Raw genomic sequence first — 22,643 nt, 5'->3', positions numbered from 1 at the left:
CCGCCCCGCAGCGCGTTCGGGGGGTGGTCGAACTCGGGTAAAGTGCGGTCCAACACGCGACCTTCCATGACAACAGCAGACGCGGCCGAGGAGTCACCCGGATGAGCACCACCCACAGCGAGAGGCTGCGCGCACTGCTTGAGCCGCTGGTCGGCGAGGCGGGACTGGAGCTGGAAGAGGTCACGGTGTCGGCGGCGGGCAAGCGCCGGCAGCTGATGGTCGTCGTGGACGCGGAGGACGGCGTGCAGCTCGACGCCGTGGCCGAGCTGAGCCGCGCGATGTCGCAGGCCCTCGACGCGTCCGACGCCATGGGCGAGACCGAGTACGTCCTCGAGGTGAGCTCACCCGGCACCGATCGTCCGCTGACCGAGCCGCGGCACTTCCGCCGCAACGCCGGCCGCCTGGTCAAGCTCCAGCTCAAGGAGCGCGGAGAGCTGATCGCGCGGATCATGGCGGTGGACGACGAGGGCCTCGACCTGGAGGTCCCGGGCGTCAAGGGCCGCAAGCCCAAGCCGGCCCGGGCGGACTTCGGCGAGATCGCCAGGGCGCGGGTCGAGGTCGAGTTCAACCGCAAGAGCGGCGGCGCCGACGACAGCGCCGACGACGAGGTGGACGACGAGACGGACGGCGGCGACGAGACCGTCGAAGACGAAGACGACGAGAGCACTGAGGAGGCGTAGCCGTGGACATCGACATGAAGGCCCTGCGGGGCTTGGTGACCGAACGGCAGATCTCGTTCGACCTGCTGGTCGAGGCGATCGAGTCGGCACTCCTCATCGCGTACCACCGCGAGCCGGGCAGCCACCGCCGGGCCCGGGTCGAGCTGGACCGGACCAGCGGTCAGATCACCGTATGGGCGACCGAGGACCAGGAGGAGGCGGGGGAGGGCGCCGAGCCGCGCGAGTTCGACGACACCCCCAGCGGCTTCGGCCGGATCGCCGCCTCCACCGCCAAGCAGGTGATCCTGCAGCGGCTGCGCGACGCGGAGGACGACGTCACCTTCGGGGAGTACGCCGGCCGGGAGGGCGACATCGTCACCGGCGTCGTCCAGCAGGGCAAGGACCCCAAGAACGTGCTGGTCGACATCGGCAAGCTGGAGGCGATCCTGCCGGTGCAGGAGCAGGTCCCCGGCGAGGACTACGCCCACGGCACCCGGCTGCGCGCCTACGTGGTGCGCGTCGCCAAGGGCACCCGCGGCCCCTCCGTGACCCTCTCGCGCACCCACCCGAACCTGGTGAAGAAGCTCTTCGCCCTGGAGGTGCCCGAGATCGCCGACAACTCGGTGCTGATCGAGGCGATCGCCCGCGAGGCCGGGCACCGTACGAAGATCGCGGTGCGCTCCACCCGCTCCGGGCTGAACGCCAAGGGCGCGTGCATCGGCCCGATGGGCGCCCGGGTGCGCGCGGTGATGGCCGAGTTGCACGGTGAGAAGATCGACATCGTGGACTGGTCGGATGACCCCGCGGACATGGTGGCGAACGCGTTGTCGCCGGCCCGGGTCTCCCACGTCGAGGTGGTGGATGCCGCCGCCCGGTCCGCCCGGGTGACCGTGCCCGACTACCAGCTCTCGCTGGCGATCGGCAAGGAGGGCCAGAACGCCCGGCTCGCCGCGCGGCTGACCGGGTGGCGGATCGACATCAGGCCGGACACCGAGCAGCAGGACTGAGCCGGCGGCCTCCGCCGGACCGGCGAGGCTGTGAGTTCCGGACGAACAAGCGTCCGTTGACCCACTCGAAGGAGTGAGGTTGGCGCGGGGAGGTAGACTAAAGGGTGTCTGGTCGGACGCTGACGTCAGCATGCCCGGAGCGAACGTGCATCGGTTGCCGTCAACGCGCGGCCAAGAGCGATCTGCTGCGTGTGGCGGTGAGCGGGGGCGCGTGCGTTCCCGATCTTCGCGGTACGCTGCCCGGTCGGGGTGCGTATCTGCATCCTGCCCTTGCCTGCCTCGACCTGGCGGTCCGCCGTCGGGCGTTCGCCCGGGCCTTCAAAGGACCGGTCGCGCCGGACACCGCGGAGTTGCGCCGGTGCGTCGAGCAGGCAGCCCCGTAGGAACCGGTAGAACCCGTAAGAAGCAGAACGGCACGGATGCACCGTGCGGTCAGGTACCTCGCGAGATGGAAGTAGGTCGAGATTGCGATGAGCACTCGATGAGTACGCGATGAGTACGCCCATGAAGTAGCGACGGTCCGGCGGACGATCACCCCGGACCTAAAAGGAGCGAAGTGGCTAAGGTCCGGGTATACGAACTCGCCAAGGAGATGGGAGTCGAGAGCAAGGTCGTCATGGCCAAGCTCCAGGAACTCGGCGAATTCGTCCGTTCGGCGTCCTCGACGATCGAGGCGCCGGTTGTCCGCAAACTGACTGACGCTTTCCAGGGACCCGGCGGCGGTAGCGCCGGCAAGTCCGCTGCGAAGCCGTCCGCGCCGCGCAAGACGGCGCCCTCCCCGGCGGCGGGCCGCCCGGGAGGCACCCCCAAGCCGGCCGGCCCCACCCCGGGTACGCCGGCCCGTCCGGCTGCCCCGGCGGCGCCCAAGCCGGCCGGCGGTCCGGTGACCCCGGCCGCCCCGAGCGGTGGCGCCACGCCGCCGTCCGGTTCCGGCCCGCGCCCCGGCCCCAAGCCGGCCCCGGCGCCCAAGCCCGCGCCGGCCGCACCCGTGCCCGCCGCGGAGTTCCAGGCACCCCCGTCCGCGCCCACGACCCCGGCCGCAGGCCAGGGCCAGGGTCAGGGCCAGGCAGCCCAGGGCCAGCGTCCCGGTGGCGCCGCGCCCGGTCCGCGCCCGGCCCGTCCGGCCCCGGCCGGCGGTCAGCGCGACGCCGGTCAGCGTGACGGCGGCCGCCCCGGCGGCAACCGCCCCGCGTCCGGGCAGGGCGGCCAGGGCGGTGCCCGTCCCGGCGCTCCGCGCCCGGCCGGTCCGCGTCCCGGCAACAACCCGTTCACGTCCGGCTCCACCGGCATGCCGCGCCCCGGTGGCGCGTCGCGTCCCGGCGGCGGCCAGGGCGGTGCCCCGCGTCCCGCGGGTCCCGGCGGCGGCGCCCCGCGCCCCGGCGGCACCCCGCGTCCCGGTGGCGGTCAGGGCGGCCCCGGCGGCTCCCGTCCGTCCCCGGGCGGCATGCCCCGCCCGCAGTCCTCGGGCCCGCGCCCGAACCCGGGCATGATGCCGCAGCGTCCCGCGCCCTCCACGGGCGGCCGTCCCGGCGGTCCCGGTGGGCGTCCCGGCGGCGGCCCCGGTGGCCGTTCCGGCGGTCCCGGTGGGCGTCCCGGCGGCGGCGGCTTCGCCGGCCGTCCGGCCGGTCCCGGCGGCGGCGGTCGTCCCGGTGGCGGCGGTGGCGGCTTCGGCGGTCCCCGTCCCGGTGGCGGTGCCCCCGGCGGCGGTGGCGGCTTCGGTCCGCGCCCCGGCGGCTTCGGCGGACGTCCGGGCGGCCCGGGTGGCCGTGGCGGAACGCAGGGCGCCTTCGGTCGCGGCCCCGGTGGCCGTCCGGCCCGAGGCCGTAAGAGCAAGCGTCAGCGGCGCCAGGAGTACGAGGCCATGCAGGCCCCGTCCGTGGGCGGCGTGCTGCTGCCCCGCGGCAACGGCCAGACCGTGCGCCTGTCGCGCGGTGCCTCGCTCACCGACTTCGCCGAGAAGATCAACGCCAACCCGGCGTCGCTCGTCCAGGTGATGTTGAACCTCGGCGAGATGGTCACCGCCACCCAGTCGGTGTCCGACTCCACCCTGGAGCTGCTCGCCGGCGAGATGAACTACGTGCTGGAGATCGTCAGCCCGGAGGAGGAGGACCGCGAGCTGCTCGAGTCGTTCTCCATCGAGTTCGGCGAGGACGAGGGCGGCGAGGACGCCCTGGTCTCCCGTCCGCCGGTGGTGACCGTCATGGGTCACGTCGACCACGGTAAGACCCGCCTGCTCGACGCGATCCGCAAGACCAACGTGGTCGCGGGCGAGGCCGGTGGCATCACCCAGCACATCGGTGCCTACCAGGTCGCCACCGAGGTCAACGGCGAAGAGCGCGCGATCACCTTCATCGACACCCCTGGTCACGAGGCGTTCACCGCCATGCGTGCCCGTGGTGCGAAGTCCACCGACATCGCGATCCTCGTGGTCGCGGCGAACGACGGTGTGATGCCGCAGACGATCGAGGCGCTCAACCACGCCAAGGCCGCGGACGTACCGATCGTGGTCGCGGTCAACAAGATCGACGTCGAGGGCGCCGACCCGACGAAGGTGCGCGGTCAGCTCACCGAGTTCGGCCTGGTCGCCGAGGAGTACGGCGGCGACACCATGTTCGTCGACATCTCCGCCAAGCAGGGCCTGCACATCGACAGCCTGCTGGAGGCCGTGGTCCTGACCGCGGACGCCTCGCTCGACCTGCGGGCCAACCCGAAGCAGGACGCGCAGGGCATCGCGATCGAGGCCCACCTCGACCGCGGCCGCGGCGCCGTGGCGACCGTCCTGGTCCAGCGCGGCACCCTGCGGGTCGGCGACACCATGGTGGTCGGCGACGCGTACGGCCGGGTCCGGGCCCTGCTCGACGACAGCGGTGCCAGCGTGGAGGAGGCGGCTCCGTCGACTCCGGTGCTGGTGCTCGGTCTGACCAACGTGCCCGGCGCGGGCGACAACTTCCTCGTCGTCGACGAGGACCGCACCGCCCGGCAGATCGCCGAGAAGCGTGCCGCCCGCGAGCGGAACGCGGCGTTCGCCCGCAAGGGCCGCAGGTTCTCGCTGGAGAACCTGGACGAGGCGCTCAAGGCCGGTGAGGTGCAGGAACTCAACCTCATCATCAAGGGCGACGCGTCCGGTTCGGTCGAGGCGCTGGAATCGGCACTGCTCCAGCTCGACGTCGGCGAGGAGGTCGACATCCGCGTGCTGCACCGTGGCGTGGGTGCGGTCACCGAGTCCGACATCAACCTGGCGACCGGCTCCGACGCCATCGTCATCGGCTTCAACGTGCGCGCCGCCGGGCGTGCCACCCAGATGGCCGAACGCGAAGGCGTCGACGTCCGCTACTACTCGGTGATCTACCAGGCCATCGAGGAGATCGAGGCGGCGCTCAAGGGCATGCTCAAGCCCGAGTACGAGGAGGTGGAGCTCGGCACCGCCGAGATCCGCGAGGTCTTCCGCTCCTCCAAGCTCGGCAACATCGCCGGTGTGCTGGTGCGCTCCGGCGAGGTCCGGCGCAACACCAAGGCCCGCCTGCTGCGCGACGGCAAGGTCATCGCGGAGAACCTCAACATCGAGGGCCTGCGCCGCTTCAAGGACGACGTCACCGAGATTCGTGAGGGTTACGAGGGCGGTATCAACCTCGGCAACTACAACGACATCAAGATCGACGACGTCATCGCCACCTACGAGATGCGGGAGAAGCCGCGCGGCTGATCCCACGGCTCGCCGACGGCGGGCAGCACCACCGGTCCGGGGCCGGTCGACGGCAGAAAAGCCGTCGATCGGCCCCGGCCGTCGCCTGTACCGTTCACAGTCATGTATGTAGGAACGCTCCGCTTCGACCTGCTGCTCGGTGACGTACGGTCGCTGAAGGAGAAGAGGTCCGTCATCCGCCCGATCGTCGCCGAGCTGCACCGCAAGTTCGCGGTGAGCGTGGCCGAGACCGGCGACCAGGACCTCTACCGCAGGGCCGAGATAGGGATCGCGACGGTGTCCGGCGACCTCGGGCACGTCAAGGACGTACTCGACCGGTGCGAGCGCTGGATGGTCGCCCGCCCGGAGGTGGATCTGCTGTCGACACGGCAGCGTATCCACGGCGGCGACGACGACTGACCGGACGACGGACCGAACCAACCGAGTGAAGAGAGAAGAACACGATGACCGACACCGCGCGGGCGCGAAAGCTGGCGGACCGCATCCGGGTCGTGGTCGCGGAGACCCTTCAGCGGCGGATCAAGGACCCGCGGCTGGGGTATGTGACGATCACCGACACCCGGGTCACCGGTGACCTGCGGGAGGCGACGGTCTTCTACACGGTCTACGGGGACGACGAGGAGCGCGCCGCCTCCGCCGCCGCCCTGGAGAGCGCCAAGGGAGTGCTGCGCTCCGAGGTCGGCCGGCAGACCGGGGTGCGGTTCACCCCGAGCCTGGCGTTCGTCGCCGACGCGCTGCCCGACAACGCCCGCACCATCGACGACCTGCTGGCCAAGGCCCGCGCGGCCGACGAAGAGGTGCGCAAGACCGCCACCGACGCCCAGTACGCCGGCGAGGCGGACCCGTACCGCAAGCCGGCCGAGGACGACGACCTCGACGACGAGGCCGGCACCGAGGGCGCGGAAGCCGCCTCGGACGACGACGGCCCGGCCGCCGCGGCCGGCGACGAGGACGGTCGCACCCAGGCATGAGTCCCAGGAAGGAAGGCCCGTCGGGCTTGGTCGTCGTCGACAAGCCCGGCGGGCTCACCTCGCACGGCGTGGTGTCCCGGATGCGCCGGCTGGCCGGCACCCGGCGGGTCGGCCACGCGGGCACCCTCGACCCGATGGCGACCGGTGTGCTGGTGATCGGCGTGGAGCGCGCCACCCGGCTGCTCGGCCACCTCGCGCTCACCGAGAAGGAGTACGCCGCCACCATCCGGCTCGGCCAGTCCACGGTCACCGACGACGCCGAGGGCGACGTCACCTCCGAGGCGTCCGCCGCCGAGGTGACCCGGGCCGCCGTGGACGCGGGGGTCGCCGCGCTCACCGGGGCGATCCTCCAGGTGCCGTCCAAGGTCAGCGCCATCAAGGTCAACGGGGTGCGGTCCTACACCCGGGTGCGCGAGGGCGAGGAGTTCGAGCTGGCCGCCCGGCCGGTGACGGTCAGCGCCTTCACCGTGCGGGAGATGCGGGTGCCCGACGGCGCGCCCGGCCTGCTGGACCTCGACGTCACCGTGACCTGCTCCTCCGGCACGTACATCCGCGCGCTCGCCCGCGACCTGGGCGCCGGCCTCGGCGTCGGCGGCCACCTCACGGCGCTGCGCCGCACCCGGGTCGGGCCGTACGACCTGACGGGGGCGCGCACGCTGGAGCAGCTGGAGGAGACCTTCGAGGTGCTGCCGATCGAGCGGGCCGCGGCTGCCGCCTTCCCCCGCTGGGACGTCGACGCCGACCAGGCCCGGCTGCTCGGCAACGGGGTCAGGATCGGCACTCCGGCGCTCGGCGCGGGCACCCACGCGGCCTTCGGGCCCGACGGCCGCTTCCTCGCGCTGGTCGAGGAGCAGCAGGGCCACGCGAAGATCGTGGCGGGCTTCGCGCAGTAGCCGGCAGGGTGCGGGCGGGTACGGGGACGCCTTCCCGTACGCCTGCCCTGCCGTGCGCGGGGAGGTCCCGCCGTACACCGGCCCTGACGCGTGCGGGAGGTCCCGCCGTACGTCTACGTCGACGCCTGCCCTGCCGTGCGACGGGACCGCCTGTCCCCTTGGCGGCCCCGCCCCACGACCCCCTCCAACCCCCCTGAGCTGTCCTTGTCCACCCGAGCCCCCGAAATCACCCGGATGGCCGGGCGCTCGGAGTGAACGGAGGGTCGCACGGGGGGCGCGTTCTTCCGGCGATCTTGGCGCCGGATCTTCCGCCACCTACCGTCGATAGCGGGACGAAACGGGGCGCAGGGGGGCGCGGGCGGAGTGGGGGAGAGCCGGTCATGGCAGCGGTGCGCAGTGGTGGCAGGACCCGGGCGTGGGCCGGGTGGGCCGGGCATGCCGGCGAACAGGCCGGCGGACGAACCGGCGCGCAGGACGGCGCGGGCGGCGCGGGCGGTGGCGCGGGCGCGCTGATCCGGGTCTGCGACCTGGCCGGACGGCCGCGCGGCACCGGCTTTCTCGCCGACCGCGACGGCACGCTGATCACCAGTCACGAGGCGGTCGACGGCCTCGCGCGACTGGTGCTGCACGCCCCCGGCGAGCAGGTGTGCCTGGTCGAGGCCGAGGCGGTCACCCCGCTGCCCGGGTACGGGCTCGCGCTGGTCGCCACCGAGGGCCTCGACGTACGCCCCCTGCCGATCGCGCCCACGGGTCCCGGGCACCCCGAGCGGCGGGCCGTGCTGCGGCTGCCGCAGGCCGCCGCGGCGACCGTGCTGGGCACCACCGCGGTCACGTACACCGCCACCGACCGCTTCCATCTGATCGAGGGCGTCTACGAGTTGGCGCTCGACGGCGCCGACCTGGCCGAGGCGGGCCCGCAGGCGTCCGGCACCCCGGTGGTCGACGCGGCGACCGGCGCCGTCCTCGCGGTGGTGGTGACCGCCCTGCACGCCGGGCACCGCGCCGGCGGCTTCGCGGTGCCGCTGCACGCCGCGTCTTCGCCCCCTCCGCTGGCCGAACTGGTCGCCCGGGCCGCCGCGACCGTGCCGGCGTACGGCCCGCACCTGAACCTCGCGGGCGCCCTGCACCTGGCCGCCACCAGCGTCGGCTCGGCCGGCAGCGCCTCGGAACCCTGGCGCGACCCGGTGGCCAGACCCCGGATCACCGCCGCGCTCGACGACTTCCTCGGCCGCCGCGGCGAGGCCGCGCCGCTCGCCCTCGGCCTGGTCGGCGAGCCCGGCACCGGCCGCAGCACCGAACTCGCCGCGCTGGCCGCCCGCCGCCACGAAGCCGCCCACCCGGCCCCGACGGTCTGGCTGCGCGGCGCGGAGCTGCGCCCGGGCGACGGCAGCGTCAAGGACGCCGTGGAACGCGCGTTGCGCACCGCAGCCCGGGTGGTCAGCGCGGCCGGCCACGCCCCCGGCGAGCCGCAGCACGCCCCGCTCGCGTACGGCATGGCCGATCCCACCGAGGATGTCGCCCTCCTCGCGCGCACCGCCGGCCGCCCCCTGGTCGTCCTGCTCGACGCACCCGAGGAGATGCCGCCCGTCCTCGCCCACGAACTCGCCGGGTGGGCCGCCGCCACCGCCGGCTGGCTGCGGACCAGCCGGGCCCGGCTGGTCGTGGCGTGCCGACCGGAGTTCTGGGAACAGGCCGGCGCGATGCTGCCGGCCGAGCTGCTGTACGTGCCGGGGGCGCGCGGGGGCGAGGGCGCGGAGGCCGAACCCGGCGCGCCCGTACGGCCGTTGCCGCCCTGCGTGCGGCTGGGGGACCTGGCCGGGACGGAGGCGGCCGAGGCCCGCGAGCGGCACGGCCTGCCCGACGCCGCCCTGCGCCCCCGGGACGCCGGGCACCCGCTCACGCTGCGGCTGCTGTCCCAGGTGCGGGCCGCGCTCGGCGAACTCGCCGAGGAGGGGCCGGCGCCGAGCCGCGCGGAGGTGTTCGCCGCGTACCTGGACGCGGCGTGCCTGCGGATCGCGGTGCGGCTGGGCGCCGCGACACCGACCTCGCCGCCGGTACGCGGCCGGGGGCTGCGCCGGCTGGCCGCCCGGGTGGCCGGGCAGGCCCACGAAGCGGCCCGGCGCTGCCTGGGCCCGGGGCAGGGGGAGCTGGACCGGGAGGCGTTCGAGGAACTGTTCCCGTGGCGTACGGGGTGGGCGTCCGCGGTGCTCGCCGAGGGCCTGCTGGTGCCGGCCGGGGCGGGATACCGCTTCGCACACGAGGAGTTCGGCGACTGGGTCCAGTCCCTCCACCTGGACCTGGCGACGGCACTGAACGCCCTGGTGCACCGCTGGTCGCCGTCCGCCGGGCACCCCGTGCCGCCGCTCGTGCCCGGGGACGCGCCGGTGCGGCTCCCGTCGCGGGCGGGTGGGCGGTCCGCCGGGGCCGGCGGCGGCTCGGGGGCCGGCGTTGGGGTGTACGGCGGGGCGTACGGCCGGTCGGTGCCGGTGCCGCCGGTGCCGCCCGCGCCGCCGGTCGGCCCCTCCGGCCGCCCCCGCTCGCTGCCCGTGCCGAGGCACCGGGCCGGGCCGGTGGTGGACGCGCTGCTGCTCGCCTCGCCGGAGTCGCGCGCGGCGCATCTCGGGGCGCTGGTCGAGGTGCTGGACGACGGGCGGCCCGGGTGGGCGGGACCGGCTCACCCGGTGCGGCCGGTGGGCCCGCCGGCAGCGGCCGCGACTGCGGCCTGGGGCCGCCATCCGGCCGGACCGGAGCCGGAAGGCACGGACCTGGACGCGGACACGGTGCCCAACGTGCGGGGCCGGGCGCTCGTCCCCGCGCGGGTGGCGGAGCCGGCGCCGGGGGAGCCCTGGGGGGCCGGGCGGGCGTCGCTGGTGCCCGCGGTGGCGCCCGGCGCGGACCGGCGCCGGACCGAGGCCCAGTGGTGGGCCGCGCACCTGCTGCGGGAGGCGCTGCTGCGGGTGGAGGACGCCGGGCCCCTGCTGCCCGTACTGCGCGCGCTGGCCGGGCGGATCGTGGTGCGCTCGATCGCGGCCGGCGGTTTCGTCCCCGAACGCCTGGGCGTTCTGGGCGAGTTCGGGCCGTGGTTCTGGCGGGCGGTGCCGCTGGCGGAGCCGGACCGGCTGGAACTGCTGAGGGTGCTGCTCCCGGCGGACGGGCCGCCCGGCGCCGGGCGGGAGGACCGCTTCCTGGGCGTGGTGTCGGATCTGGTGCGCGAGCAGGGCGGGCAGGCGGTGCCCGAGGTGTGCGGGTGGTTCGACGACGACCGGCCGCTCCAGGCGGCGCACCCGTTCGCGGTCGGCGGGCGCCTCACCGTCGCCTCCGCCGCGCAGGCGCTCCTGCACACCCACAGCCGCCGCGCCCCCGACGCGCTGACCGAGGCGCTGGTGGACGCCGGGCACCCCGGCGCCGACGCGGTGCTCGTCGCGCTCGCCGAGGACCATCCGGGAGCGATCTGCCGGGCCGTCGACCGCTGGGCGCACGACCCGCGCCCGGACCGCCGGGTCGCCGCCGCCACGTACGGCGCCCGGGTCGCGCGCTTCGCCCGCGGGCCCGCCGATCGCGAACTGCTCCGGTACGCGGCGCTCGCGCTGCTCGCCCGGGCCGACGAAACCGGTCTGCACGGCGCGGCGTTGGGAGTGCTGGTCCGGGACCCCGCGACGCGGGTGCGCTATCTGCCGGCGGCGCTGCGCGGGTTCGCCGCAGGCGATCCGGGTCTCGCGCCCGACGCGCTGGTCGAAGCGATGGACACGCACCCCGAGATGGTGCTCGACGCGTTTCGGACGAGGTTGCGCGCCGCGGGCGGTGACGGGGGCGAGAGCGAGGGCGGGTGCGAGGGCGTCGGGGAGGGTTCGGCGGGCGCAGCGGCCGGGCGTCGTACGGCGTTGCGTGCGGCCGAGGTGCTGGCCGCGCTCGCCGCCGTCAGGGAACCAGTGCTCGCGCGCAGGGCCGCCGTCCTCGTCCAGGACCACCTCCAGCAGCACCCGGAGGCCGCGCCCGACGTCGCCCGCTACCTCGACCTGCGGCTCGAACACGGCCCCGGCGCAAGGCCGTTGCTGCGCACCCTCACCGCCGCCCTGCTGCGCGACCACCCCGCACCGATCAGGTCGGCCCTGCTGCCGGTCTTCGCCACCCCCGGCACCCACCTGTCCCAGCCGCTGCGCCACGAACTGCTCGACGCCGCCCTGGAGACCGAGCGCGACCCCGACGTGCTCGCCGCGCTCCTCTCCGCCGCCGCCCTCGCCGCCCCCACGCAACACCCCCTGCTCACCCGCGACCTCGTCCACCGCCTCGCCCTGCTGCTCACCCGCACCCCCCAGGGCGCCGCCCGCTTCGACCGCACCGTGGTCGCCCTCGCCGCCGAGCACCCCTCCTTCGCCCACCTGCTGCGCACCTGGCTGACCGACACCACCTGGGACACCCTGCTGGGCCCGAGCGCCCGCCATGACCTCCTCGTCGCCTCCTGAGCCCGCCCGGCCACCGCGTCCACCGTTGCCCTCGCGCGCCCAACTACCCGCGCCGGCCGCCGGGTTCTCCGTCCCGACGGTGGGGATGGCCGGAACGGATCGGTCGGAGGGCGCCGGAGGCGACACGTCGGCGACGGCGGAAGGTCTGGGCGGTGAAGAAGCGTTGCCCTTACGGGTAGGGGCCGTTGAGGGCGGTCGCGCGACCCGCGACCGGTTCCCGGAGCAACCCCCCAGGGGGTGGCGGCCGCCGGAAGGAGCTGGCAATGGGCATGGGGATCGAGGGGATTGACGGGAACGACGGGATCGACGCCATGGCGCTGGCGGTGGCGCCGCTGGACAGCGCCGTGGCCGCCGATCCGTCCGTGGCCGGGGCGAAGGCGGCGAACCTCGCGCGGGCGGCCGCCGCGGGCCTGCCGGTGCTGCCGGGCTTCGTCCTGGTCGCCGCCGACCGGGCGCCGGGTGCCCCGGCGGGGACCGACGCGCTGCGGGCGGCCTGGGAACTGCTGGTGGCGGGCGAGGCGAGCGGGGACCGTACGGGCGGCCCGGGCGGTGCGCGCCGCACGGGCAGCGCCGGCCGCGCAGCCATCGACACGGCGCCCACGGCGGGCGGCGGCGGCCCGGGACCTCACGACCCGGCCGCGCTGGTGGTCCGCTCCTCCTCCGCGCACGAGGACACCGAGGACTCCTCGATGGCGGGCCGGTTCGACTCGGTGCTCGACGTACGCGGCTGGGAGGCGTTCACGCGGGCGGTCCGGCAGGTGCTGGACTCCGCGCTGCGGGCGGCGCCGGACGGCGGCGCGGGCGCTGCCGACCCGCTGCACGGGATGGCGGTGCTGGTGCAGCCGATGCTCAGGGCGGCCGCAGGCGGCGTGATGTTCGGCGCCGACCCGGTGGAGGGCAGGTACGACCACATCCTGGTCAGCGCGGTCACCGGCGGCCCCGACCGGCTCGTGGACGGCAGCACCCAGGGCGTGCGCTACCAGCTCACCCGCCGCGGAAGTCTGTTGCACACCGAGCCGGCCGCACCGCACGGCACCGGCCCGCTCGGCCGCCGCCGGCTGGCCCAGCTCGTCCGGCTGGCCCGCCGTACCGAGAAGGTCTACGGCGGCCCGCAGGACGTCGAGTTCGGCTTCGACGACGGCGGGCGGCTGTGGCTCTTCCAGGCCCGGCCGATCACGGCGATGGCGGCCCGCCCGGCCAGGGGAGCGCGGCTGCTGGGCCCCGGACCGGTCGCCGAGACGCTGCCGGGTGTCCTCCAACCCCTGGAGGAGGACCTGTGGCTGGCCCCGATGAACCAGGGCCTGACCCTCGCCCTGGACATCGCGGGCGCCGCGCCCCGCCGCAAGTTGCGCAGGCTGCCGGTCGCCACCGCCGTGGACGGCCGGGCCGCCGCCGACCTGCTGCTGCTCGGCGCGGTGCCCGCCGCCCACCCGGTGCTGAACTTCATCAACCCCGCTCCCGGCGCCCGGCGGGCCGCCGCGGCCTGGCGGGTCGGCCGGTTGCGTACGGCGCTGCCGCTGCTCGCCCGCGACCTGATGGCCGACGTCGACCGCCAGTTGCACCACTTCACCGCGCCCCGGCAGATGCTCAGCGGCGAGCTGCTGACCGCGGTCGCCTGGGGCCGTACGGTGCTCGCGTCGCTGCACGCGCAGGAGTCGCTGACCGGCGCCCTGCTGGACACCGACACCGGGAGCACCGCCGCGGGCGAGGCGCTCGCCGTGCTCGCCGAGGGCCGTGAGAGCGGCCGCTCCGACCTCGAACTGGTCCGCCGGCACCCGGTGTTGCTGACGCTGCTGCCACCCTCTCTCGGCAAGCGCCCCGGCCTGCCGGAGCACGTCGGCTGGAACGGCGTGCCGCGAGGCGTCGGTTTCCTGTCCGTACGGGAGGGGCTGCGGCTGCGCATCCGGTGGGTGCAGGAGATGCAGACGTCGATGGTGCGCGAGATCGGCAGCCGGATCGACACGCACTGCGCGCCCGAAGAGCGGGGCCGGATCGCCCGGCTGCGCTGGCGTGAGCTCATGGCCGTGGCCGACGGCGGCGCCCGCCCCACCGGCCTCGCCGAGCGCTCGCCGCGGCCGGAGACCGCGCCCTTGCCCGCGGCCTTCCGGATCGCCGCCGACGGGAGTCCGCAGGCGGTGCGCATCGGTCGCGGCGGCGGGGGTCGCGGTGCCGACGGCGGCGGTCAGGGCGCGGGCGGCGGCCACGGCACCGGTACGGCGTGGGACGGCGAGGGCCCGCGCCCGCCGCACCCGGTCCTGGTGGTCCGCACGCTCGACCCCGCGCTCGCGCCGCTGCTGCCCGGCCTCGCCGGGCTGGTCGCCGAGACCGGCAGCGTGCTGTCCCATCTGGCGGTGCTGGCCCGCGAGTATCACGTGCCGACCGCCGTGGGGGTCCCGCGGGCCGTCGAGCGCCTCACCCCGGGCACGGTTCTCACGGTGGACGGGGGGACCGGTGCGGTGGGGACGGTCGAGGCGCCGTACGCCAGGCCGGCCGCACCCGAACCCGCAGCTGATCCCACACCCGAACCCGCACCCGCACCCGAACCCCTCGCCGTATCCGAGCCGCCGGCCGAGCGGGCCGCCGAACCCGTTCCCGTGGCCGCACGGACCGCCCCACCGCCGGACTCCGAAGGGCCCACCGGTCCCGACGGCGACGCGCGGGGCAAGGGCGAGGGAGCGGCGGCATGAAGTACGTCAGCTACCTGTTCGGCGGCCTGTCCACCCTCGCCGCCGCGATCTACCTCGTCGTCTACCTCTACCGGTGGGAGTGGCAGCGCGCCGTGCTCTGCGGGGTGCTGCTGCTGGCCGTGGAGGGCTTCCTGGTGTGCGTGATCCTGCTCGGCCGGATGGGACGGCTGGAGCGCCGGCTGAACGACTCGGACGCCCGTGCCGAGGAGATAAGGCGGCGGCTGGAGCACTCCCGGGAGCAGTCCGCCACGCACCCCTTCCGCTGGCTGGGCGCGGACCAGCGGGACGGCGCCGGGCGCGGCGACGGCAGCACGGGGACGTTCGTCTTCGTGCCGATCCTGATGGTGACCGGTGCCGCGCTGTCCGGCGTGGCCTGGGTGATCCAGCGGATCGCGGCCGCCACCGCCCGGCCGGGGGCCGAGCGCCGCCTCGCCGGGCGGCTGGCGCCGCTGGCCGCGCCCGCGGGCGGAGTGCACGGCGCCGTCCCGCAGTTGGAGGACCAGCCCGCGGTGCCGCCCGCGCGCAGACTGCGCGTGCTGCTGTCCGTGGTCGGCGCGGTGGCCGCGGTGGCCCTGCTGATCTGGGGCGTCCACGCGCTCGCCGACGCCACCGAGACGCGGGAGGAGGCGCGGCCGAGCGCGGCGGCCACCACCGTCGTCTTCCAGGTCAAGGTGCATGGCAGTTCCGGCGCCGCCGCCCGCGAACTGGCCGCCCGCGACCTGTGGGAGGGCTGCCGGCGCTCCACTTCCGCGCCGAGCCCCGACGCGAGCCTGGGCGTGCTCTCCGACGGCGTCTACGCGGGCGTGATCCGCCCGGCCCTGAGCCCGCACGACGTGATGCGGCTGCGCGGCTGCCTGACCGACGCGACCGCGAACCGCGCCACCGCGAAGATCCTGGGTGACGGCCAGGCCGCCCTCCCGCACTGACGCCTCCTCACCTGGGCACGGCCGCGCGCCGGTACAGCCCTCCGGCACGGTTTCTCCGGCACGGTTCTCCGGCACAGCCCGGCTCGGACACGGCCGTCCCGGGCCGGCAGCGGGTAGCCTGCTCGTACGGCGTCGCCCCTGGGGAGGGACGGCGGCCACCGTCCCCCGTTTTCCACCCAGGTGGTGAACAGCGCCTTGTCCCAGGCCCCTCCTTCGCCTTCCCCGTCATCTTTCGCCTCGCCGTCGCCGTCGTCGGCGCCCCCGTCTCCGTCGTCGGGTCCACCGCTCGCGGCCGCTCCCGCGCTGCCGGTCCCGGCGGTCGCGGCGGTCCCGGTCGTCTGGTCCGGGCGTGTGCTGGTCCGCCGCGCCGCCAAGGTGCTGGTCTGCTGCCTGCTCGGCTACGGCGTGCTGTGGGCGGGCGCGGCCGGGGGCATGCTCGCGCTGACCGCGTGGGCCCGCCAGGACGCGTCCGGCGGTCGGCACACTCCCGCCGGGATCAACCACTTCCTCAAGGTCGACGGCAAGGTCTACCGCGGGTCCGCGCCCACCGCGGCCGGCTACCGCGAACTCGCCGCCGACGGCATCCGTACGGTGGTGGACCTGCGCGCCGAGGACCTGTCCGCCCGGGAGGTGACGCTCCCCGCCCGGGCCGGGCTGACCGCCGTCCGGTTGCCGGTCCGCGACGGCCAGACCCCCACCGAGCGGCAGGTCGACGACTTCCTGCGGATCGTGAAGGCGTCCGACGGACCGGTCTACGTGCACTGCGGCGCGGGCGTCGGCCGAACCGGTGTGATGATCGCCGCCTACCTGGTGCGTACCGGGCAGGCCACCGCGGAGCAGGCCGCGGTGCGGACGGTGGCGGTCGGCCCGCCCTCCGTCGAGCAGGTCTACTACGTCCTGCACGCGGGGCGGCACGGCAGCCGTCAGCCGCCCGCCCTGGTCAGCGGGATCAGCCGGCTGCTCGACGCGCCCCGCCGGATCAAGGCGTCGCTGTGAGGCGGCGCCCGGCGGCATGGCAGGCTTGTCCGTAGCGCGGGCGCGTGCCGCGTGGGCCGCGGGCACGCGGTGACGGAAGACAGCGCGAAGAGCAGGGCGAAGACAAGCGCGCGAACCAGCGTGCAGACAGCGAAGACACGGCCGGACAGCAGTCGAACAGCAGAAGCGGAGCGTCAAGGTGCAGCGGTGGCGGGGCTTGGAGGACGTTCCCGGTGACTGGGGCCGCAGCGTCGTCACCATCGGGTCGTACGACGGTGTGCACCGCGGCCACCAGCTCATCATGGGGCGGGCGGTGCAGCGGGCCCGCGAGCTGGGGCTGCCGTCGGTCGTGGTCACCTTCGACCCGCACCCCAGCGAGGTGGTCCGCCCCGGCAGCCACCCGCCACTGCTGTCCGCGCACCACCGCCGGGCCGAACTCGTCGCGGAACTCGGCGTGGACGCGCTGCTGATCCTCCCGTTCACCAGCGAGTTCTCCAAGCTGACGCCGAGCGAGTTCGTCCGCACGGTGCTGGTCGACGGCCTCCACGCCAAACTCGTCGTGGAGGGGCCCAACTTCCGCTTCGGCCACAAGGCCGCCGGCGACGTGGACTTCCTGTCCGCGCTCGGCCTGAAGTACGACTACGACCTCGAAGTGGTGGACCTGTTCGTGCGCGGTACGGCCGGCGGCGGCGAGCCGTTCTCCTCCTCGCTGACCCGGCGGCTGATCGCCGAGGGCGACGTCGCGGGCGCCGCCGAGGTGCTGGGCCGCCCGCACCGGGTGGAGGGCGTGGTGGTGCGCGGCGCCCAGCGCGGCCGCGAACTCGGCTTCCCCACCGCCAACGTGGAGACGCTCCCGCACACCGCGATCCCCGCCGACGGCGTCTACGCGGGCTGGCTGCACGTCGAGGGCGAGCCGATGCCCGCCGCGATCTCGGTCGGCACCAACCCCACCTTCGACGGCACCGCCCGCACCGTGGAGGCGTACGCCATCGACCGGGTCGGGCTCGACCTCTACGGCCTGCACGTCGCCGTCGACTTCCTCGCCTACCTGCGCGGCATGGAGAAGTTCGACACCGTCGAAGCGCTGCTGGAACGCATGGCCGACGACGTCAAGCGCGCCCGCGAACTGGTCGAGGCGGCGGAACCGCCCCGCGCCTGAGGGCGGCGCGGCCGGCAACCGGTCGCAGTACGGCCGGCAACCGGTGGGAGCGCGGCCGGCAACCGGTCGCAGTACGGCCGGCAACCGGTGGGGGCAGGGCAGGCGTTGACGCTCCTGTCGGCTGTCAGTGGTCGTTGCGAGACTTCGGGTATGACCGCGAAGGACTACACGCCGCTCGCCCGGCACATCCAGCTCGCGTCGGCGTCGGAGCGCACCGGCCGCCCCGAGCTGCCCCGGACGGGTGGCGAGCGCGCGACGCTGACCGCCTTCCTGGACTGGCACCGGGAGACCTTCGCGCTGAAGTGCGCCGGCGTCGCCGCCGACCGGATGTCCGAGAAGGCGGTCCCGCCGTCGGGGCTGAGCCTGCACGGCCTGGTCCGGCACCTCGCCGGGGTCGAGCGCTGGTGGTTCTGGCAGCACTTCGCCGGTGAGGACCTGCCGACGCTGCACTACTCCGACGACGCGCCCGACCAGGACTTCGAGTGGCTCGACGGCGACGTGGCCGAGGCGCTCGCGCTCTGGCGCGGCGAGTGCGAGCACGCCCGCCGGATCGTGGCCGCCGCGCCCTCGCTCGACGCGACCTGCCGTTCCCTGGTGACGGGCAAGGAGATGTCGCTGCGCTTCATCCTGGTCGACCTCATCGCCGAATACGCCCGGCACAACGGCCACGCGGACCTGCTGCGCGAGCGGATAGACGGTGCGATGGGCTTCTGACCGGGGGCCGGGGCCGGGGCCGAGGGCGGGGGCCGAGAGCGGGACCCGGAGGCCGGGGCCACCGGTCGGGGTAGGAGCCGGGGCCGGGGGAGTGGTCAGGCCGGGCGGACGAGGCGGGCCTCGTAGGCGTAGACGACGGCCTGCACGCGGTCGCGCAGTTCGAGCTTGACCAGGATGCGGCTCAGGTGGGTCTTGACCGTGGCCTCGGCCAGGTGCAGGGTGCCCGCGATCTCCGTGTTGGACAGGCCGCGGCCGACCTCGACCAGGACCTCGCGCTCGCGGGCGGTCAGCCGTGCCAGCCGGTCGTCGCCCGACGGGTGGCCGGTGCGGTCGTCCGCCGACGGCAGCTGGTGGGCGAAGCGCTCCAGCAGCCGCCGGGTGATCCGCGGCGCCACCACCGCGTCGCCCGCGGCCACCGCGCGGATCGCGGCGAGCAGTTCCTCGGGCAGCGCGTTCTTCAGCAGGAAACCCGAGGCGCCCGCCTTGAGCCCGGCGAAGGCATACGCGTCCAGGTCGAAGGTGGTGAGGATCAGCACCCGTGACCGCGGGCAGCTCTCCACGATCCGCGTCGTCGCCTCGATGCCGTCCATGCCCGGCATCCGTACGTCCATCAGCACCACGTCCGGCCGCAGCGCCCGTACCTGGCGTACCGCCTGCGCGCCGTCCCCCGCCTCGCCGACCGGCGTCATGTCCGGCTGCGCGTCGAGCACCATCGTGAACGCCATCCGCAGCAGCGGTTCGTCGTCCACGAGCAGCACCCGGATCGGCGCCGACGCCGTACCCGTGGCATCCCCGCTGCTGCCGTTGCCGCTGCTGTTGTCCGGGTGGCCCGTGCCCACGCCGGTGCCGCCTGCGCCGGTGCCGCCCAGGCCGGTATCGCCGGTACCGCCCGCGCCGCCTGTTGCGCCCGGCCCGTTCACAGCGCCTCGGGTGTGGCCAGCGCGAGCACCGTCGTGACCTGCCAGCCGCCGCCGGGGCGTGGGCCCGCGGTCAGCTGCCCGCCGTAGGCCGCGGCCCGCTCGCGCATGCCGGCCAGGCCGTGACCGGCGGCCCGGGCGGGGGCGGACGGCGATTCCGGCTGGGGCGACCGGCCCGGCCGGTCAGGTCCGTACGGTTCGTGTGGCCCGTACGGTTCGTGCGGGTCGGAAGAGCCGGGCGGCGTTACGGGAGGCGTCGTGCCCGCGCCGTCGTCCATGACGCTGACCGCCAGCGCGTGGGGCTCGCAGGACAGCCGCACCTCCGCCCGGGCACCCGAGGGCGCGTGCTTCAGGGTGTTCGTCAACGCCTCCTGCACCAGCCGGAAGGCGGTCAGCTGCGCCGCGGCCGGCACCACGGCGGGCTCGCCCGCGACCTCCAGCCGGGTCGGCAGCCCCGCCGCCCGCACCTGCTCGGCGAGCGCCTCGAGTTGGGCGATCCCGGGCATCGGGTGCCGCAGCGCGTCCGGCTCGTCGGCCCGCAGCACTCCCAGGAAGCGGCGCATGTCGGTCATCGCCTGCCGGCCGGTCGACGACGTCTGCCGCATCGCCGCCGCGGCCCGGTCCGGTGACCGCTCCATGGCGAACGCGGCGCCGTCCGCGAGGGCCACCATCACCGACAGGTTGTGCGTCACGATGTCGTGCATCTCCCTGGCGATCCTGGCGCGTTCGCCGGCCACCGCGAGCTGGGCGCGCTGGTCCCGCTCCCGTTCCAGCCGCACCGCGCGATCCTCGAGGAACTCCATGTGCTGCCGCCGGGAGCGCATGTTGGTACCGATCACCGAGGCCGCGACGGCCATCGCCGACAGCGAGACGAAGCTCGCCACCGCGCGGTCGTGCATCGACCACCGCACGGTCGCCAGCACGATGCCCGACTCCAGGACCGCGAACGCGGCCAGCAGGCGGGCCAGGCTGCCGACCTGGGCGGCCACCGTGTAGAGCGCGACCAGCAGTACCCCGTCCGCCGGTGTCTTCACGCCGGCCAGCCACTGCGCGAACGCCACCGTGGCCACCGCGCCGAACACGACCATCGGTGCCCGCCGCCGCCACGCCAGCGGTACGACCAGTCCGCTCTGCACGAGCAGCGTCGGTACCGGGGCGTGGCGCAGCACGCCGTGCTGGAGCGCGGTGAAGAACAGGAACATCCCGAGCGCGAACAGCGCGTCCACCGGCAGGTGTTCGGCCGGCCTCCGCCGCTCCGCCGGACCCCACCCGAACCGGTCCGCGACGGCCCGCACCGCACGGGACACGCCTCCCGCACGGGACACGCCTCCCGCACCGGACACGCGTCCCGCACCGGACACGCGTCCCGCACCGGACACGCGTCCCGCACCCGACGCGTGTCCGGCACCCGATGAGCGTCCGGCACCCGTCAGCCGCTTCGCACCGCGCAGCCGTCCCCGGCCGGGCGGGCGTATCGTCGGGACCGATTCGGTCGGCAGGCTCATCGGGCACTCCGGGGACGGGACTTCCGGGGGTGATACTGCGGCGGAGCGGGCACGGAGGAGGCCGGGCCTACGCGTCGCGGCGCTTCAGCAGGACCGCCGCACCGGCCAGCGCGGCGGCGGCGTACGCACAGAAGACCACGAAACCCGGCCACGGGGCGAGCGTGTGACTTTCCTGATGGATGGCGAACACCGACTGCCCGGCCGTACTGGGCAGCCACTGGCTGACATGGTCGCTCCACGAGGTCGGCAGCGCCTCGGCGAGCACCGGGAGGATCATCAGCACCCCGAAGAGGGTGGCGATGCCGCCCGCCGTGTTGCGGATCAGCGCGCCGATCGCCACCCCGAGCAGCCCGACGACCGTCAGGTACAGGGCCGTGCCCAGCACCGCCCGCGGCACGCCCGGATCGGTGAGCGACACCCCGACGTGCCGGGAGGTCAGCAGGGACTGGCCGGCGAGGAACGCCACCAGCGCGGCCACCGTCATGAGCGCCCACACCACGGCCGCGAACACTGCCGCCTTCGCCCACAGCACCGGCAGCCGGCGCGGCACCGCCGACAGCGACGAGCGGATCATCCCGGTCGAGTACTCGCCGCTGACGGTGAGCACACCGAGCACGCCGACCGCGAGCTGCGCGAGGAAGAAGCCGCGCAGGCTGGTCGCCACCGGGTCGAACGTGGCCCGCTCGTGTGGCGCCAGGTGCGGCCAGCGGCTCGCGGTGATCGCCGTGAAGAGCATCCCGAAGCCGATCAGCGCCACCATCGCACCGATCAGCGTCCAGAACGTGGACCGCAGTGTCCGGAGCTTGATCCACTCCGAGTACAGCACCCGTGCCTGCGTGACGCCGGTGCCGCCGCCGGACCGGTCAGGTCCGAGGGCCGCCCCCTCGCCGCTCCCGCCCCGGCCCGCCGGGGCCGCGATCGTGCCCGTACCCGTACTCATGCCGGCTGCCTCTCGGTCTCGTGCCGCGGAGTCTGGTACTCCACGGCGTCCTTCGTCAGCTCCATGAACGCGTCCTCCAACGAGGCCTGCTGCGGGGTGAGTTCGGCCAGTGCGATGCCCGCGTCGGCCGCGATCCGGCCGATCCGGTCGCTGGTCAGCCCGGACACCTCCAGCACCTGCCGGGTGTCGGAGGCCACTGACACGCCCGGTCCGCCCAGCAGGCCGCGCAGCCGCTCGGCCTCGTCCGACCGGACCCGTACCGACCCGCCGCCCGCGCCCGCGACGAACTCCGTCACCGAGGTGTCCGCGATGAGGCGGCCGCGGCCGATGACGATGAGGTGCTCCGCGGTGAGCGCCATCTCGGACATCAGGTGGGAGGAGAGCAGGACCGTACGGCCCTCGGCGGCGAGGTTCTTCAGGAGGGTGCGAATCCACAGCACGCCCTCGGGGTCGAGCCCGTTGACGGGTTCGTCCAGCACGAGCGTGGCCGGGTCGCCGAGCAACGCGCTGGCGATGCCGAGGCGTTGGCCCATGCCCAGGGAGAAGCTGCCGACGCGCTTGCGGGCCACCGCGCTCAGACCGACGGTGTCGAGCACCTCGTCCACCCGGCTGCGGGGGATGCCGGTGGTCACGGCGAGGGCGAGCAGGTGGTGGTAGGCGCTGCGGCCGGTGTGGATGGCGCGGGCCTCCAGCATCGCGCCCACCTCGCGCAGCGGTGCCGGATGGTCGGCGTACGCCTTGCCGTTGACGGTCACCCGGCCTGAGGTCGGCGAGTCCAGCCCGAGGATCATCCGCATCGTGGTGGACTTCCCCGCGCCGTTCGGGCCGAGGAAGCCGGTCACCGCGCCCGGCCGCACGGTGAAACTCAGATCGGCGACGGCGACACGCTCGCCGTACCGCTTGGACAGGGCATGGGCTTCGATCATCGAAGGCTTCCTCGGACGATGGGCCGCCGTGCGGCGGTTGGGCGCCCGCTGATGCGAGCTGTTTCCATCGTCGTTTCCCGCGGTCCGCCGGGCGACGGCCCACGGGCGGACCTTCGGACGGCGGTGTGCGCCTGCGGGCGGACGGCGCGTACGACCCGTGTCGTACGCCGACCGGGGGCCGGACCGGCGCGGGCCCGG

General features: G+C 75.1%; 17 protein-coding genes. 13 read left to right on the top strand and 4 right to left on the bottom strand.

Features of this window, described 5'->3' with window-relative positions:
• Window positions 1-101 precede the first annotated feature (101 nt).
• The 13 genes from rimP (at window position 102) to ACIPAE_RS19015 (ending at window position 18,157) form a co-directional block, all read left to right on the top strand.
• Window positions 102-680, top strand: coding sequence for a ribosome maturation factor RimP (rimP, locus tag ACIPAE_RS19075; protein ID WP_329364121.1), 579 nt, complete (start codon window positions 102-104; stop codon window positions 678-680).
• A gap of 2 nt (window positions 681-682) precedes the next feature.
• Window positions 683-1,666 (top strand): transcription termination factor NusA, encoded by a 984-nt coding sequence (gene nusA, locus ACIPAE_RS19070; protein WP_328470110.1) that lies wholly within the window; start codon window positions 683-685, stop codon window positions 1,664-1,666.
• A gap of 104 nt (window positions 1,667-1,770) precedes the next feature.
• A complete protein-coding gene (locus tag ACIPAE_RS19065) occupies window positions 1,771-2,049 on the top strand; it encodes a YlxR family protein (RefSeq protein ID WP_328470112.1) in 279 nt (92 codons plus the stop codon).
• A 173-nt stretch (window positions 2,050-2,222) separates the two neighbouring features.
• The gene (infB, locus tag ACIPAE_RS19060) at window positions 2,223-5,369 is read left to right on the top strand and encodes a translation initiation factor IF-2 (RefSeq protein WP_402446551.1); all 3,147 of its coding nucleotides are present in this window, start codon (window positions 2,223-2,225) and stop codon (window positions 5,367-5,369) included.
• Window positions 5,370-5,471: 102 nt separating this feature from the next.
• Window positions 5,472-5,768 (top strand): DUF503 domain-containing protein, encoded by a 297-nt coding sequence (locus tag ACIPAE_RS19055; protein ID WP_328470118.1) that lies wholly within the window; start codon window positions 5,472-5,474, stop codon window positions 5,766-5,768.
• A gap of 44 nt (window positions 5,769-5,812) precedes the next feature.
• On the top strand, window positions 5,813-6,340 hold the full coding sequence (gene rbfA / locus ACIPAE_RS19050; protein WP_329364111.1) for a 30S ribosome-binding factor RbfA: 528 nt from the start codon (window positions 5,813-5,815) through the stop codon (window positions 6,338-6,340).
• Complete coding sequence (gene truB / locus ACIPAE_RS19045; RefSeq protein ID WP_402446547.1) at window positions 6,337-7,233, top strand: tRNA pseudouridine(55) synthase TruB; 897 nt, start codon at window positions 6,337-6,339, stop codon at window positions 7,231-7,233. Before rbfA ends, truB begins: the two co-directional genes overlap by 4 nt.
• 380 nt (window positions 7,234-7,613) lie before the next feature.
• Window positions 7,614-11,696, top strand: coding sequence for a serine protease (locus ACIPAE_RS19040; RefSeq protein WP_402446545.1), 4,083 nt, complete (start codon window positions 7,614-7,616; stop codon window positions 11,694-11,696).
• A gap of 263 nt (window positions 11,697-11,959) precedes the next feature.
• Window positions 11,960-14,383 (top strand): PEP/pyruvate-binding domain-containing protein, encoded by a 2,424-nt coding sequence (locus tag ACIPAE_RS19035; protein ID WP_402446542.1) that lies wholly within the window; start codon window positions 11,960-11,962, stop codon window positions 14,381-14,383.
• Complete coding sequence (locus ACIPAE_RS19030; protein WP_402446539.1) at window positions 14,380-15,309, top strand: hypothetical protein; 930 nt, start codon at window positions 14,380-14,382, stop codon at window positions 15,307-15,309. The genes ACIPAE_RS19035 and ACIPAE_RS19030 overlap by 4 nt, the downstream gene beginning before the upstream one ends.
• Before the next feature lie 351 nt (window positions 15,310-15,660).
• The gene (locus ACIPAE_RS19025) at window positions 15,661-16,305 is read left to right on the top strand and encodes a dual specificity protein phosphatase family protein (protein WP_402446536.1); all 645 of its coding nucleotides are present in this window, start codon (window positions 15,661-15,663) and stop codon (window positions 16,303-16,305) included.
• 178 nt (window positions 16,306-16,483) lie between these two features.
• Window positions 16,484-17,443, top strand: coding sequence for a bifunctional riboflavin kinase/FAD synthetase (locus ACIPAE_RS19020; RefSeq protein WP_329364101.1), 960 nt, complete (start codon window positions 16,484-16,486; stop codon window positions 17,441-17,443).
• Window positions 17,444-17,593: 150 nt separating this feature from the next.
• Entirely contained in the window at window positions 17,594-18,157 is a 564-nt protein-coding gene (locus ACIPAE_RS19015; protein ID WP_402446532.1) for a DinB family protein, read from the top strand.
• A 95-nt stretch (window positions 18,158-18,252) separates the two neighbouring features.
• Here ACIPAE_RS19015 and ACIPAE_RS19010 read toward each other — a convergent pair whose 3' ends face one another.
• The 4 genes from ACIPAE_RS19010 to ACIPAE_RS18995 form a co-directional block, all read right to left on the bottom strand.
• Complete coding sequence (locus ACIPAE_RS19010) at window positions 18,253-18,921, bottom strand: response regulator transcription factor (RefSeq protein ID WP_329373837.1); 669 nt, start codon at window positions 18,919-18,921, stop codon at window positions 18,253-18,255.
• A 152-nt stretch (window positions 18,922-19,073) separates the two neighbouring features.
• On the bottom strand, window positions 19,074-20,381 hold the full coding sequence (locus tag ACIPAE_RS19005; RefSeq protein WP_402446530.1) for a histidine kinase: 1,308 nt from the start codon (window positions 20,379-20,381) through the stop codon (window positions 19,074-19,076).
• A 265-nt stretch (window positions 20,382-20,646) separates the two neighbouring features.
• Complete coding sequence (locus ACIPAE_RS19000; protein ID WP_328470140.1) at window positions 20,647-21,519, bottom strand: ABC transporter permease; 873 nt, start codon at window positions 21,517-21,519, stop codon at window positions 20,647-20,649.
• Window positions 21,516-22,445: an ABC transporter ATP-binding protein gene (locus ACIPAE_RS18995; protein ID WP_328470142.1), complete on the bottom strand. Its 930-nt coding sequence runs from the start codon at window positions 22,443-22,445 to the stop codon at window positions 21,516-21,518. The genes ACIPAE_RS19000 and ACIPAE_RS18995 overlap by 4 nt, the downstream gene beginning before the upstream one ends.
• Window positions 22,446-22,643: the final 198 nt, after the last annotated feature.

This window comes from Streptomyces sp. NPDC087270, assembly GCF_044744625.1.
Lineage (GTDB): Bacteria > Actinomycetota > Actinomycetes > Streptomycetales > Streptomycetaceae > Actinacidiphila.
The sequence above is the reverse complement of the archived record's forward strand: the minus strand, read 5'-3'. Positions and strand labels throughout refer to the sequence as shown.